This window comes from Streptomyces sp. sk2.1 (genome assembly GCF_008120935.1).
In the GTDB taxonomy this organism is placed as follows: domain Bacteria; phylum Actinomycetota; class Actinomycetes; order Streptomycetales; family Streptomycetaceae; genus Streptomyces.
Genome location: NZ_RDBO01000071.1, coordinates 224,136 through 238,439, shown reverse-complemented (window position 1 = coordinate 238,439; position 14,304 = coordinate 224,136). Strand labels below are relative to the sequence as shown.

Below are 14,304 nucleotides of genomic sequence, written 5' to 3'. Positions count from 1 at the left end.
ACGGTCGCGGCGGGAGTCGCGATGATGCTCGGCGGGGCGGGCCTGCTGCTGGCCGCCACCCCGGCCCAGGCCGCCGACATCTCGTACAGCACCGAGTGCATACCCCCGCCCATCTCCGGGCTGCCGGCCGTGCAGGGCACCACCGTGGTGCAGCTGACCGCGCCGGCCGAGGCCAAGGTCGGGGACACCGTCGAGGTGGTGTGGAAGACGGTCCGGGCCGCTTCCAAGAACCCCGACATGCTCGACCTGGGCAAGGACACGGTCAAGCCGACCGGCACGATCAAGCTGGGCGGCGCGGCCACCGGCACCCTGCGGATGGAAGGACCGCGGCAGAACCCGCCGATCCCGAAGAACAGCGACATGCTGCTGTCCGACATGAAGGGCACGCTGAAGCTGGAGAAGGCCGGTGAGATCACGCTGACGCCGGACGCGTACGACATCAACGTCTCCAAGCCGATCTCCACGGACACCAAGTGCAGCCCGAAGGAGGCCGTGCAGCCGGGGGCGACCATCAAGGTCACCGACGGCGGTTCGACGACCACGGGCGGTACCAGCTCCGGTACGACCAGCGGCACGAGCTCCGGCACGACGAGCGGTACGAGTTCCGGCACGACCAGCGGCACCAGCTCCGGTTCCACCACCGCGGGCGGTACGACCTCCGGCACCACCTCGGGCTCCGGCGGCAGCACGTCGGCCTCCGGAGGCACCACGTCCGGCACCACGTCCGGTTCCGGCGGGGGCGACGGGCAGACCGACTTCCCCGGCAAGGAGGTCTCCGCCAACTTCACCTGTACGTCCCCCGGCCCGGCCGATATCGCCTCCAAGGTGACGATCAACGCCAAGAAGAGCGGTGGCAGCTACGCGCTCACGGTCAAGACGGCCAAGGGCGTGATGGACAGCCCGGCCGCCCTGCCGGCCGGTGCGCTCAAGCCCTCCATGGACGTCACCCTGGGCGGTGCCGACAAGGGCTCGGTGAAGGTCACCGGCCCCGCCAACACCGAACCGCTGGAGCAGGGCAAGCCGGTCGACCTGTCCGACATGACCGGCACCTACAAGCCGGGCGCGTCCGGCAAGTCCACGCTCAGCCCCGGCACCCTGACGATCGACGTCACCCTGGGCGCCTCGAAGATCAGCATCCCCTGCAAGATCAAGGGCACGGTGAGTCCGTCGCTGGAACTCGACACCACCGCCCAGGAGGGCGGCGCGTCCGGCTCCGCCACCTCGGGTTCGGCCGGGGCCACCGGCTCCGCGTCCGGCTCCGCGGCCTCCGGCGGCGGACTGGCCGACACCGGGGCCGGGGACCACGGCACCCTGCGTGCCCTCGGCCTGGTCGCGGGCACGGCGATCCTGCTCGGCGGCGCCGTGTTCACCTTCACCCCCTGGCGCAGGCTCCGCGGCACCGCCTGAGCCGTACCCGTACCCGTGCCCGTGTCCGTACGTACGCGGACGGGAACACCCGGGGCCGCCGCACCGGCGGCGCGGCGGCCCCGGAACGCACCGTGCCCGCGCCCTCCGGAGCATCCGGACGGCGCGGGCACGGGCGTGCGACGCGGGATCGGCGCGTCAGCGCACGTCACCCATGAGCTGGGTGACCTTCTTGCGGTACATCCAGATCGCGAACGCCGCGAGGACCGCGAGCGTGGCCTCCAGGGTCACGATCCCCGTCTTGTTCAGGTCGACCCCCGCCAGCGACAGCAGGCTGGTGGTGCAGTCGCCCGCGGTGACCGCGAGGAACCAGACACCCATCATCTGGCTGCCGTACTTCGCCGGGGCCATCTTCGTGGTGACCGACAGGCCGACCGGGGAGAGGCAGAGCTCACCGACGGTCTGCAGGAAGTAGATCGACACCAGCCACATCGGGCTGACCTTGTCGCCGTCCGACGCGATGGTCAGCGGCATGATGAAGACGAAGAAGGAGATGCCGACCAGGAAGAGGCCCGAGCCGAACTTGACGACCGTGCTCGGCTCCTTGCCGCGCCGGTTCAGCGCCAGCCAGATCCAGGCGACGACCGGGGCCAGCGCCATGATGAAGACCGGGTTGATCGTCTGGTACCAGGAGGTCGGGAAGTCCAGGCCCAGCACGCTGTTGGTGGTGGAGGACTCACCGAAGAGCGACAGCGTGGAGCCGCCCTGGTCGTAGATCATCCAGAACACGGCGGCGGCGACGAAGAACCAGATGTAGCCGGACATCTTCGACTGCTCGGTCTTCGACAGGTCGCGGTCCCGCTTGATCCGGGTCAGCACCGCGATCGGGATGATCAGACCGGCGACGGTGATCGGGACGAGCGCCCAGTTCAGCGTGTAGACGTCGGTGGCGACGAGCACGCCGTAGAAGACGACGGCGACGATCAGCCAGATCAGGCCCTTGCGCAGGGTGGAGCGGCGCTCCTCGGCCGACAGCGGCTTCGGGACGACGCTGCTGCGCGCGCTGAGGTGGCGGGTGCCGATGAGGAACTGGGCCAGGCCCAGCGCCATGCCGACCGCCGCGAGGGCGAAGCCGAGGTGCCAGTTCACCTTCTCGCCGACGGTGCCGATGATCAGCGGCGCGGCGAAGGCACCGAGGTTGATGCCCATGTAGAAGACGGTGAAGCCACCGTCGCGGCGCGGGTCCTCCGGGCCGTCGTAGAGGTGGCCGACCATCGTCGAGATGTTGGCCTTCAGCAGACCCGAGCCGAGCGCGACGAGCGCCAGACCGGCGAAGAAGGTGCCGGAACCGGGCAGCGCGAGCGTCAGGTGGCCCAGCATGATGACCGAGGCCGAGACGGTGACCGTCTTGCGCGGCCCCCACACCCGGTCGCCGAACCAGCCGCCGGGCATGGCGAGCAGGTACACCATCGCCAGGTAGATGGAGTAGATCGAGGTGGCCGTGGCCGCGTTCATGTCCAGGCCGGAGCCGGACACCAGGTAGAGCGGAAGCAGGGCCCGCATGCCGTAGAAGCTGAAGCGCTCCCACATCTCGGTCATGAAGAGAGTGGCCAGGCCGCGGGGGTGGCCGAAGAAGGCCTTCTCGGATCCAGAAGTACTGGCCGGGTCCTTCGTCAGGCTGGACGCCATGGTCGATCCTTGTGTGCTCGGGACGCGACGCCTTGTGAGCGTGGTGCGCCCGGTGGGGGGAGGCCGGCACCGGCACGGACACGTCCCGCTCCCCGACGCCCCGGAGGAGATTCCGTCCCGACCGCCGTGCTCGTCGAGGAGCCGGCGGAGCGACGGGGACCGACCGTGCAGGGATCCACGCCCGGTACGCATCCTCGCGCTCCGGGCCCGGCCGCAGGTCATTCACTGACATTCACGACTGGCGGGTACCAGCCGGCAAAACAAAAGAGACCCTCGGCGCTAAAAGCTGCCCAAGGGTCCTTGAGTGGTGCAACAGGCGTCGAGCAACCATACGACATGACAGAGCCCGAAATGAACGGACTTGAGAGATGGATCACAGGTCAGGGTGGAGTCATGTCCATGCATTCGAAGGTTTCCCTCCCCTTGTTTCGCAGACCCGCAGGGCTTTTGGATCACCTCCCGGCACCCGCCCCGCGCGGACTACCATCACTGCATGACCCGTGTACTGCTCGCCGAGGACGACGCGTCCATCTCGGAGCCGCTGGCCCGCGCACTGCGTCGGGAGGGTTACGAGGTCGAGGTCCGCGAGGACGGTCCGACCGCGCTCGACGCCGGCCTCCAGGGATCGATCGACCTGGTGGTGCTCGACCTGGGCCTGCCCGGGATGGACGGGCTCGAAGTGGCCCGCAGACTCCGCGCCGAGGGCCACACCGTCCCGATCCTGGTGCTGACCGCCCGTGCCGACGAGGTGGACACCGTCGTCGGCCTGGACGCGGGCGCCGACGACTACGTCACCAAGCCCTTCCGGCTGGCCGAGCTCCTGGCCCGGGTCCGGGCCCTGCTGCGCCGCGGTGCCACCGAGCCCGCCCCGCAGCCCGCGACGCACGGCGTCCGGATCGACGTCGAGTCGCACCGGGCCTGGATGGGCGACGAGGAACTCCAGCTCACCGCGAAGGAGTTCGACCTGCTCCGGGTCCTGGTGCGCGACGCCGGCCGGGTCGTCACCCGCGACCAGCTGATGCGCGAGGTCTGGGACACCACCTGGTGGTCGTCGACCAAGACCCTCGACATGCACATCTCCTGGCTCCGCAAGAAGCTCGGCGACGACGCCGCCAACCCGCGGTACATCGCGACCGTACGGGGCGTCGGCTTCCGCTTCGAGAAGAGCTGACCGGGAGAGACTGATCGGCAGGAACCGGTCGGGAAGAGTCGACCGGGGAAAGCCGACCGGCAGGAACTGACGTCCCGGGAACACCGGAGCACCGGAGCACCGGAGCACCGGAACCCGGGGAAGAACCGACGAGCAGAAGCAACCATGCGCCGCAGACTGATCAACTCCACGCTCGCCGTGGTGCTCGTGGTGATCGCCGTCTTCGGCGTCTCCCTCGTCATCGTCGAGACCCGCACCATCAGCAACAGCGCCCAGGAGAGCGTCGACTCCGAGGCGCTGCGGCTCATCAGCGTCGTCGAGAGCCGGCTCGTGGAGGACGAGCGGCTCACCCCCGGCCTGCTCTCCCAGCAGATCGACAGCAAGCGCTACGCGTTGATCAAGGTGCCCGGCCGGCCCGCGATCGAGGTCGGCGAGCGCCCCACCGGCCGTGTGATCCGAGGCACGGCCGAGGGGGAGCGCGGCGAGCGGGTCACCGTCGAGGAGTCCAGCTCCGCGGTCACCCGTGAGGTCGGCCGCACCCTGATGATCATCGGCGCGGTGGCCCTGCTGGCCATCATCTCCGCCGTGCTCCTGGCGGTGCGCCAGGCCAACAAGCTGACCCTGCCGCTGACCGACCTCGCCGAGACCGCCGAGCGTCTGGGCTCGGGCGACCCGAGGCCCCGCCACAAGCGGTACGGGGTGCCGGAGCTGGACCGGGTCGCCGACGTCCTGGACGCCTCCGCCGAACGGATCGCCCGGATGCTGACCGCGGAACGCCGGCTGGCCGCCGACGCCTCGCACCAGCTCCGCACCCCGCTGACCGCGCTCTCCATGCGGATCGAGGAGATCTCCGTCACCGACGACCCGGACACGGTGAAGGAGGAGGCGAACATCGCGCTCACCCAGGTCGAGCGGCTCACCGACGTGGTGGAGCGGCTGCTGACCAACGCCCGCGACCCGCGCACCGGCTCCGCCGTCGTCTTCGACCTCGACGAGGTGGTCAAGCAGCAGATCGAGGAGTGGCGTCCGGCCTACCGGAGCGCGGGCCGCGCCATCGTCTGCTCCGGGAAACAGGGGCTGCAGGCCGTCGGCACCCCGGGCGCGGTCGCCCAGGTGCTGGCCGCGCTGATCGAGAACTCGCTGATGCACGGCGGCGGCACGGTCGCGCTGCGCACCCGGGTCACCGGCAATCAGGCGGTCATCGAGGTCACGGACGAGGGCCCCGGCGTTCCCGCCGGTCTCGGCGCCCGGATCTTCGAGCGGACGATCAGCGGCCGCAACTCCACCGGTATCGGCCTCGCCGTCGCCCGGGACCTCGCGGAGGCGGACGGCGGCCGTCTCGAACTGCTCCAGCAGCAGCCGCCGGTCTTCGCCCTGTTCCTCAGCCGGGTGGCCCGCAAGCGGGAGGAACCGGAACGCCCGGTGCGGTGACCGCGGCAGCCGGGGGAGTACCGGCTACCGGCGTACCGGATCCGCCTCGACCCGCGGCAGCCGCTCCGCGCGGCGCTGCTCCAGGAACCCCTCGGGGACCCGCACGGGCCCGTCCGGCGCGGACTCCCCGTCGGACGGGGAGTCCGCCGCGGAGCCGGCGCCGGCACCGGCAACGGTCCCGGAAACGGCGGCACCGGTCGGGGGCGTCCCTTCGGGCCGGGGCCTCGCCTCGGGCAGCGCCTTGAAGACCCACGTCCGGTAGGACCAGAAGCGGAACATCGTCGCGATGCCGATCCCGATGATCTTGAAGACATTGCTCTGGACCGGGCTGTTCCAGCCGAAGCCGTACGTCGCCGCGTACAGCACACCGGACTCGATCACCGCACCCACCGCGCTGAACAGCAGGAACAGCGTCAGCTCCCGGGTGCGCCCGCTCTTGTCGCGGTCCCGGTACGTCCAGTAGCGGAAGCCGAGGTAGTTGCCGAAGACGGCGATCAGGGTCGCCAGCAGACCGGCCCGGACCGTCGGGATGTCCGTGTACCGCCAGAGCAGGTTGGACGCCCCGATGTTGACCACCAGGCCGACCCCGCCGACCACGCCGAACTTGGCGATCTCCCGGGCCAGCAGCTCCAGCCGGGCCCGCAGTGCGCCCCGTTCGCTCATGGTGATCGCTCAGCCCGTCCGTCGGTTACGTCAACCCGGTCATGCTAACCAGCCCGTCCGCGCCCCGCTCCGGATGCGGTGTCCGGTGTGGCGATGCTGTGACGTGGCCGGGCGGCGGGCGGACCGGAGCGGAGGGCGTCGTCGGAGGGTTCCCGGGACGGCGGATACCCTGGAGAAGTGACGTTTCCGGTAGTCGGCATGGTCGGTGGCGGTCAGCTCGCCCGTATGACCCACGAGGCGGGCATCCCCCTCGGCATCAAGTTCAAGCTCCTCAGTGACACCCCCCAGGACTCGGCGGCCCAGGTGGTGAGCGAAGTCGTCGTCGGCGACTATCGCGACCTGGACACGCTGCGCGCCTTCGCGCACGGCTGCGACGTGATCACCTTCGATCACGAGCACGTACCGACCGAGCACCTGCGGGCCCTGGAGGCGGACGGCATCCCCGTGCGCCCGGGGCCCGACGCGCTGGTGCACGCCCAGGACAAGGGGGTGATGCGCACGAAGCTCACCGAGATCGGCGCGCCCTGCCCCCGCCACCGCATCGTGGCGGACCCGGCCGACGTGGCCGCCTTCGCCGAGGAGACCGGCGGCTTCCCCGTCGTCCTCAAGACGGTCCGCGGCGGCTACGACGGCAAGGGCGTCTGGGTGGTCCGCTCCGAGGCGGACGCGGCCGACCCCTTCCGGGCCGGTGTCGCGGTCCTCGCCGAGGAGAAGGTCGACTTCGTACGGGAGCTGGCGGCCAACATCGTCCGCTCACCGCACGGCCAGGCCGTCGCCTACCCGGTCGTCGAGTCGATCCAGGTCGACGGCGTCTGCGACACGGTCATCGCCCCCGCCCCCGATCTGGACGAGCGGCTCGCCGGCGAGGCCCAGCAGCTCGCCCTGCGCATCGCCTCCGAACTGGGCGTCGTCGGCCACCTCGCCGTCGAGCTCTTCGAGACGCAGGACGGCCGCATCCTGGTCAACGAACTCGCGATGCGCCCGCACAACTCCGGGCACTGGACCCAGGACGGCGCGATCACCTCCCAGTTCGCCAACCACGTCCGGGCCGTGCTCGACCTGCCGCTCGGCGACCCCCGCCCGCGCGCCACCTGGACGGTCATGTCCAACGTCCTCGGCGGCGACTACCCGGACATGTACCAGGCGTACCTGCACTGCATGGCCCGCGACCCGCAGCTCAAGATCCACATGTACGGCAAGGACGTGAAGCCCGGCCGCAAGGTCGGACACGTCAACACCTACGGCGACGACCTGGCGGACGTGCGGGAGCGCGCCCGGCACGCGGCCGACTACCTGCGAGGAACGATCACCGAATGACCTCCCCCGCCACCGCCGCGCCCCTCGTCGGCATCGTCATGGGCTCGGACTCCGACTGGCCCGTCATGGAAGCCGCGGCCAAGGCCCTCGACGAGTTCGAGATCCCCTACGAGGTCGACGTCGTCTCCGCCCACCGCATGCCGCACGAGATGATCGCGTACGGCGAGCAGGCGGCGGAGCGCGGCCTGAAGGCGATCGTCGCGGGCGCGGGCGGTGCCGCCCACCTCCCCGGCATGCTCGCCTCCGTGACCCCGCTGCCGGTCATCGGCGTGCCGGTCCCGCTGAAGTACCTGGACGGCATGGACAGCCTGCTCTCCATCGTGCAGATGCCCGCCGGGGTGCCGGTCGCGACCGTCTCGGTCGGCGGCGCGCGCAACGCGGGCCTGCTCGCCGCCCGCATCCTCGCCGCCCACGACGGCGATCTGCTGGCCCGGATGCGGGAGTTCCAGCAGGAGCTGAACCACCAGGCGACGGAGAAGGGCAAGCGGCTCCGCAGCAAGGTCCAGGGCTCCGACTCCTTCGGCTTCGGGAAGTAGGGGCCGTGGAGCGCTTGGAGCGGGCGAGGGAACTCCTCGCCGAGTACCCGGTCGTCGACGGGCACAACGACCTGCCGTGGGCGCTGCGCGAACAGGTCCACTACGACCTCGACGCCCGCGACATAGCCGGCGACCAGTCGGCCCACCTGCACACCGACATACCCCGGCTGCGCGCGGGCGGGGTCGGCGCGCAGTTCTGGTCCGTCTACGTCCAGTCCGACATGGCGGGCGACGAAGCGGTCAGCGCCACCCTGGAGCAGATCGACGTCGTCACCGAGCTCCTCGACCGGTACCCCGCCGACCTGCGGCGCGCACTCACCGCCGACGACATGGAGGCGGCCCGCGCCGAGGGCCGCATCGCCTCCCTGATGGGCGCCGAGGGCGGCCACTCCATCGACAACTCGCTGGGCACCCTGCGCGCCCTGCACGCGCTGGGCGTCCGCTACATGACGCTCACCCACAACGACAACATCGCGTGGGCGGACTCGGCGACCGACGAACCGGGCGTCGGCGGCCTCTCGCCCTTCGGCCACGAGGTCGTACGGGAGATGAACCGCACCGGCATGCTGGTCGACCTCTCCCACGTGGCGGCCACCACGATGCGCGACGCGCTGGACACCTCCACCGCGCCGGTGATCTTCTCGCACTCCTCCGCGCGCGCGATCTGCGACCACCCGCGCAACGTCCCCGACGACGTCCTCGGCCGGCTCCCCGCCAACGGCGGCATCGCCATGGTGACCTTCGTGCCGAAGTTCGTCCTCCCGGAGGCCGTCGCCTGGACCCTGGCCGCGGACGAGAACATGCGCGCCCACGGCCTGCACCACCTGGACACCACCGAGCGGGCCATGCGGATCCACGCCGACTTCGAGGCGGCCCACCCGCGCCCGGTCGCCACCGTGGCGACGATCGCCGACCACCTCGACCACATGCGCGAGGTCGCCGGCATCGACCACATCGGCATCGGCGGCGACTACGACGGCACGGCCTTCCTCCCGGACGGCCTCCAGGACGTCTCCGGCTACCCGAACCTGATCGCGGAGCTCCTCGGCCGCGGCTGGTCCGCCGCCGACCTCGCCAAGCTCACCTGGCGCAACGCGGTACGGGTGCTGCGCGACGCCGAGGACGTGGCGCGCGAGCTGCGCACCCGCCGCGGCCCGTCGCACGCCACGATCGAGCAGCTGGACGGCCCGGCCGCCTGACCGGCCGGTCACGACGGACGTGTGGGGTGCCCCTCCCGGAGGGGCACCCCACACGTGTTTTCCGGCCGGGCCCGGGGCCTCAGCTCAGGCACAGACAGAACGGGTGCCCGGCCGGGTCCGCGTACACCCGGAAGCTCCGCTCCCGGTCCGCCGCGTCCAGCACGGTGGCGCCCAGCGCGAGCACCTCCTTCTCCGCCGCGTCCAGGTCCGGCACGACCAGGTCCAGATGGAGCTGCTGCGAGCCGTCCGGGGCCGGCCACTTCGGCGGTACGTGACCGGGCGCGGCCTGGAACGCGACGACCGTGCCCCCGACCCCGGTCAGCTGCACCCAGTCGTCACCGCCGCGCTCGATCTCCCCGCCGAGCAGCCCGGCGTAGAAACCGGCGAGTGCGGCGGGGTCGGGGCAGTCCAGGACGACGGCACCCAGTGTGGCCAGAGCCATGACGTGTTCCTCCTCAGAACGACGTGGTTACCGCTACATGGGTTCAACCGGTAACCGTTACTGCATGCTGCCGCATGACGGGTAACGTCGCAACCATGAGTGAGAAGGAATCCGCGCCCGGTGGACTCGCGCTGATCGAGGCGCTGGTCAACACACTGGACATCGAGACCGGCGCGGACCGCCTCGACACGGAGGACGGGCGCGCCGCGTTCGGCATCGCCGAGCAGGACGTCGGGGACGCCCGGGAACTGCGCGAGGCGCTGCGCACCGTCTGCCTCGCCCACGCCGGCCACCGTCCGCCGGACGCCGCCGCGCCGCTGCTGGACCGGCTGCTCGCCGGGGCACCCCTGCGCGTCACCGTGGACGCGGCGGGCGCCGCGACCCTGCGCCCCGCCGCCGAACCCGCCGGGCTGACCGCGCGGATCGCGGCGGCCATCGCCACCGCGGCGGCCGACGGCACCTGGGCCCGGCTCAAGGCGTGCGAGGCGGAGGACTGCCGGTGGGCGTACTACGACCGCAGCCCGGCGGGACGCCGCCGCTGGTGCTCCATGTCGGTGTGCGGCGCCCGCGCCAAGATGCGCACCTACCGCGCCAGGCGCGACGGCTAGGGCCTTTCGTTCGGATCGGGCTGGATGGATCGGGCCGGATGGATCGGGCCGGATGGATCGGGCTGGATGGATCGGGCCGGATGGATCAGGCCTTCGGGCGCCCCATGGCCCGGTACGTCCAGCCGGCCCCGCGCCACAGCTCGCCGTCGAGCGCGTTGCGGCCGTCCAGGACGATCCGCCGGGACGCGACCGCGCCGAGCTCCGCCGGGTCCAGCTCGCGGAACTCGCGCCACTCCGTCAGGTGCAGCACCACGTCCGCGCCGCGCACCGCCTCCAGCGCCGACTCCGCGTAGCCGAGGGTCGGGAAGAGCCGCCGGGCGTTGTCCATGCCCTTCGGGTCGAAGACCGTGACCTGACCGCCCTGGAGGTGGATCTGCCCGGCCACGTTCAGCGCGGGCGAGTCCCGTACGTCGTCCGAGTCCGGCTTGAACGTCGCGCCCAGCACCGCCACCCGCTTGCCCAGGAAGGAGTCGCCGCCCACGGCCTCCCGGGCCAGCTCCACCATGTGGCCGCGGCGCCGCATGTTGATCGAGTCGACCTCGCGGAGGAAGGTCAGCGCCTGGTCCGCGCCCAGCTCACCGGCGCGCGCCATGAAGGCCCGGATGTCCTTCGGCAGACAGCCGCCGCCGAACCCGATCCCGGCCCGCAGGAACTTCGACCCGATCCGCTCGTCGTGCCCGATCGCCTCGGCCAGCTTCATCACGTCGCCGTCGGAGGCCTCGCAGACCTCGGCCATGGCGTTGATGAACGAGATCTTCGTGGCCAGGAACGAATTGGCCGCGGTCTTCACCAGCTCGGCGGTCGGGAAGTCCGTCACCACGAACGGCGACCCCTCGGCGATCGGCGTCGCGTACACCTCGCGCAGCAGCTTCTCGGCCCGCTCGCTCGCCACGCCGACGACGATCCGGTCCGGGTGCAGGGTGTCGTTCACGGCGAAGCCCTCGCGCAGGAACTCCGGGTTCCAGGCCAGCTCCGCGTCGGCGCCCGCCGGTGCCAGCTCCGTCAGCCGCGCCGAGAGCCGGGCCGCCGAGCCCACCGGGACGGTCGACTTCCCGACGACCAGCGCGGGCCGGGTCAGGTGCGGGGCCAGCGACTCGAACGCGCTGTCCACGTAGCTCATGTCGCAGGCGTACTCGCCGTGCTTCTGCGGAGTGTTCACGCAGACGAAGTGGACGTCGCCGAAGGCCGCGACCTCTTCCCACGAGGAGGTGAACCGCAGGCGCCCCGTGGACCCCTCGATGCCCTCGACGTGCCTGCGCAGCAGCTCCTCCAGGCCGGGCTCGTACATCGGGACCCGGCCGGCGCCCAGCATCTCGATCTTCTCGGGCACGACATCGAGGCCGAGTACCTCGAAGCCCAGTTCCGCCATGGCCGCGGCGTGGGTGGCGCCGAGGTAGCCGGTGCCGATCACAGTGATCCTGAGGGCCATGGAACGCTCCTGGGAGATGCGGACAGACATGCGGTGAACGAGCATAGTCGTGCTCCTGGAGGCCCGGTTTCCGACCGGCTGCGAGGCTTCTGCCACCCCTGTCGTGAAGCTCACGCACGCTCGGCATAGGCCATCGTGGGAGCCGGGATCTAAAATTGGGTTACTTAACGGTAGTTAGCGTCTTTGGGGAGTGAGCGTCTTGGCGGGTTCGACCGATTTCGACCTGTACCGTCCGGCCGAGGAGCACGAGATGCTCCGGGAGACGGTGCGGGCGCTCGCCGAGGCGAAGATCGCCCCGCACGCGGCCGCGGTCGACGAGGAGGCGCGCTTCCCGCAGGAGGCGCTCGACGCCCTGACCGCCGCCGACCTGCACGCGGTGCACGTGCCCGAGCAGTACGGCGGCGCGGGTGCCGACGCCCTCGCCACGGTCATCGTGATCGAGGAGGTGGCGCGGGTCTGCGCGTCCTCCTCCCTGATCCCGGCCGTGAACAAGCTCGGCTCGCTCCCGGTGATCCTGTCCGGCTCCGAGGACCTGAAGAAGAAGTACCTGGGCCCGCTCGCCAAGGGCGACGGCATGTTCTCGTACTGCCTCTCCGAGCCCGACGCGGGTTCCGACGCGGCCGGCATGAAGACCCGCGCCGTGCGCGACGGCGACTTCTGGGTGCTCAACGGCGTGAAGCGCTGGATCACCAACGCGGGCGTCTCCGAGTACTACACGGTCATGGCCGTCACCGACCCGACCAAGCGCTCCAAGGGCATCTCGGCGTTCGTCGTCGAGAAGTCGGACGAGGGCGTCTCCTTCGGCGCCCCGGAGAAGAAGCTCGGCATCAAGGGCTCGCCGACCCGCGAGGTCTACTTCGACAACGTCCGCATCCCCGCCGACCGCATGATCGGCGAGGAGGGCACCGGCTTCGCCACCGCGATGAAGACCCTGGACCACACCCGCATCACCATCGCGGCCCAGGCCCTCGGCATCGCCCAGGGCGCCCTGGACTACGCCAAGGGCTACGTCCAGGAGCGCAAGCAGTTCGGCAAGCCGATCGCCGACTTCCAGGGCATCCAGTTCATGCTCGCCGACATGGCCATGAAGCTGGAGGCGGCCCGCCAGCTCACCTACTCGGCCGCCGCCAAGTCCGAGCGCGTCGACGGCGACCTCACCTTCTTCGGCGCCGCGGCCAAGTGCTTCGCCTCCGACGTCGCGATGGAGATCACCACGGACGCGGTCCAGCTCCTCGGCGGCTACGGCTACACGCGGGACTACCCGGTGGAGCGGATGATGCGCGACGCCAAGATCACCCAGATCTACGAGGGCACGAACCAGGTCCAGCGCATCGTCATGGCGCGGAACCTGCCGTAACGGCCGCTGCCCCGAACATCCGGCCCCCCGATAGCGATGGTCCATCGGGGGGCCGGATGCGTGTATGAGGTCAAAGGACCGAGTGGGTCACTCGTCGGTGAAGACTTCCTCGGCGGTGGTGGCTGTGGCGGCGCGGTTGAGCCACTGGAGGAGGAGCCGGGAATCGCCGCAGCTGCCGATCCTCTCGCGGAGTTCGTCGGTGACGGCGATGCCGCGTGCCTGGAGAACCAGTAGAACGCTTTCTGCCAGGCCCTTTGCCCGGCCTTCGTCCCGGATTTCTTCCGACATGAAGGACTTGTAGAAAGAGAGGTCCACGGCCACCAGGTTTCTCCACTGTTGTGCGGCCGAGCGGTTGCCCAGGCCCTGTGCGGTGAGTTCGACGATGGGGTTGGCGATGGTTTCCGGTGCGTCCCGCAGTGCGGCGGACAGGGTTTTCAGTATGGCACCGACGTCCGGATTGTCGGCGTGTGTGATGGCGGCCAGGGTGGCGAGCGCGAGGTCCTTGCGGGCTTCGGCCACGTCGGTGATGACGGGCATGTTGTGCGGCCCGGCGACGAGGGGGCTCAGAGTGAGTGTCTGCCATCGGCGGACCCCGATGGAGACGGGGCGCGCGGCCCATTCGGCGGTGGCGTGGTCCTGGCAGACGACCAGCAGCAGGACGGGCAGGGCATATCTGTTGTGGAGGTAGCTGACGTAGTACGGCCAGCCGGCGGTCTTGCGCGGGTCCTTCTTGCCCTGGGCCTCGATGGCGAGGAGGAAGGACCCCTCGTGCTCCGTCTCGATGCGCAGGAGGGTGTCCACCCGGCGTTCGACGGGGCGGGCCTCGGTGAGGTCGGTGGGCAGGGCGACGGCCGAGGTCGGGGGCGGGATGTCGACTCCGAGCACTTCGGAGACGCGGGAGAAGAGGCCGGGGTACTCCTGGAAGATGCGGTGCATTGCCTCGTGGGGCGAGCTGACCATGCAGGTCCGTTCGGGTCGTGGGTGATGTTCCGGTCAGGCGGCCGGGCCGTCCAGCTGCTCGATCGTGGCGTGCGACGGGCCGCGGCGGGTGCGCAGCTCGCGCGCCACGTCCTCGGCGTCGCGCAGCACCCGTACCGCGTTGCGCCAGGTGAGCTTGG

At 70.7% G+C, this 14,304-nt stretch carries 13 protein-coding genes and 1 pseudogene; 8 read left to right on the top strand and 6 right to left on the bottom strand.

From position 1 onward, the window contains the following. Window positions 1–24 precede the first annotated feature (24 nt). Window positions 25–1,407, top strand: a complete 1,383-nt coding sequence (locus EAO76_RS25865; RefSeq protein ID WP_187438802.1) for a hypothetical protein — start codon at window positions 25–27, stop codon at window positions 1,405–1,407. 156 nt (window positions 1,408–1,563) lie between these two features. Here the strand turns inward: EAO76_RS25865 and EAO76_RS25860 are convergent, their stop codons facing one another. Continuing rightward, window positions 1,564–3,054: an oligopeptide:H+ symporter gene (locus EAO76_RS25860; protein WP_148838304.1), complete on the bottom strand. Its 1,491-nt coding sequence runs from the start codon at window positions 3,052–3,054 to the stop codon at window positions 1,564–1,566. A 493-nt stretch (window positions 3,055–3,547) separates the two neighbouring features. Here EAO76_RS25860 and EAO76_RS25855 point away from each other — a divergent pair, with 493 nt between their 5' ends. Both EAO76_RS25855 and EAO76_RS25850 read left to right on the top strand, forming a co-directional pair. Then, window positions 3,548–4,225 carry a response regulator transcription factor gene (locus EAO76_RS25855; protein WP_148838303.1) on the top strand — a complete coding sequence of 226 codons (678 nt, stop codon included), beginning with the start codon at window positions 3,548–3,550 and terminating at the stop codon, window positions 4,223–4,225. 144 nt (window positions 4,226–4,369) lie between these two features. Then, a complete protein-coding gene (locus tag EAO76_RS25850) occupies window positions 4,370–5,635 on the top strand; it encodes an ATP-binding protein (RefSeq protein WP_148838302.1) in 1,266 nt (421 codons plus the stop codon). Window positions 5,636–5,659: 24 nt separating this feature from the next. Here EAO76_RS25850 and EAO76_RS25845 read toward each other — a convergent pair whose 3' ends face one another. After that, window positions 5,660–6,298: a GtrA family protein gene (locus tag EAO76_RS25845; RefSeq protein WP_262375742.1), complete on the bottom strand. Its 639-nt coding sequence runs from the start codon at window positions 6,296–6,298 to the stop codon at window positions 5,660–5,662. A gap of 177 nt (window positions 6,299–6,475) precedes the next feature. Here EAO76_RS25845 and EAO76_RS25840 point away from each other — a divergent pair, with 177 nt between their 5' ends. From EAO76_RS25840 to EAO76_RS25830, 3 genes are read left to right on the top strand one after another with little or no spacing between them, the layout of a single operon-like run. Continuing rightward, complete coding sequence (locus tag EAO76_RS25840) at window positions 6,476–7,615, top strand: 5-(carboxyamino)imidazole ribonucleotide synthase (protein WP_148838301.1); 1,140 nt, start codon at window positions 6,476–6,478, stop codon at window positions 7,613–7,615. After that, entirely contained in the window at window positions 7,612–8,151 is a 540-nt protein-coding gene (gene purE, locus EAO76_RS25835) for a 5-(carboxyamino)imidazole ribonucleotide mutase (RefSeq protein ID WP_148838300.1), read from the top strand. The genes EAO76_RS25840 and purE overlap by 4 nt, the downstream gene beginning before the upstream one ends. Before the next feature lie 5 nt (window positions 8,152–8,156). Further along, window positions 8,157–9,350: a dipeptidase gene (locus EAO76_RS25830; RefSeq protein WP_148838299.1), complete on the top strand. Its 1,194-nt coding sequence runs from the start codon at window positions 8,157–8,159 to the stop codon at window positions 9,348–9,350. 79 nt (window positions 9,351–9,429) lie between these two features. Here the strand turns inward: EAO76_RS25830 and EAO76_RS25825 are convergent, their stop codons facing one another. Then, complete coding sequence (locus EAO76_RS25825) at window positions 9,430–9,792, bottom strand: VOC family protein (RefSeq protein ID WP_148838298.1); 363 nt, start codon at window positions 9,790–9,792, stop codon at window positions 9,430–9,432. Between the two features lie 95 nt (window positions 9,793–9,887). On the opposite strand from EAO76_RS25825, the gene EAO76_RS25820 reads away from it, so the two are divergent. After that, a complete protein-coding gene (locus EAO76_RS25820) occupies window positions 9,888–10,400 on the top strand; it encodes a CGNR zinc finger domain-containing protein (RefSeq protein WP_148838297.1) in 513 nt (170 codons plus the stop codon). A gap of 85 nt (window positions 10,401–10,485) precedes the next feature. Here EAO76_RS25820 and EAO76_RS25815 read toward each other — a convergent pair whose 3' ends face one another. Next, window positions 10,486–11,829 (bottom strand): UDP-glucose/GDP-mannose dehydrogenase family protein, encoded by a 1,344-nt coding sequence (locus EAO76_RS25815; protein WP_148838373.1) that lies wholly within the window; start codon window positions 11,827–11,829, stop codon window positions 10,486–10,488. 199 nt (window positions 11,830–12,028) lie between these two features. On the opposite strand from EAO76_RS25815, the gene EAO76_RS25810 reads away from it, so the two are divergent. Then, window positions 12,029–13,186: an acyl-CoA dehydrogenase gene (locus tag EAO76_RS25810; RefSeq protein WP_148838296.1), complete on the top strand. Its 1,158-nt coding sequence runs from the start codon at window positions 12,029–12,031 to the stop codon at window positions 13,184–13,186. 87 nt (window positions 13,187–13,273) lie between these two features. Here EAO76_RS25810 and EAO76_RS25805 read toward each other — a convergent pair whose 3' ends face one another. Together EAO76_RS25805 and EAO76_RS46650 are read right to left on the bottom strand one after the other, a co-directional pair. After that, the gene (locus EAO76_RS25805; protein ID WP_148838295.1) at window positions 13,274–14,146 is read right to left on the bottom strand and encodes a hypothetical protein; all 873 of its coding nucleotides are present in this window, start codon (window positions 14,144–14,146) and stop codon (window positions 13,274–13,276) included. Between the two features lie 33 nt (window positions 14,147–14,179). Beyond that, window positions 14,180–14,304, bottom strand: a pseudogene (locus EAO76_RS46650) (membrane dipeptidase); the annotation flags it as partial.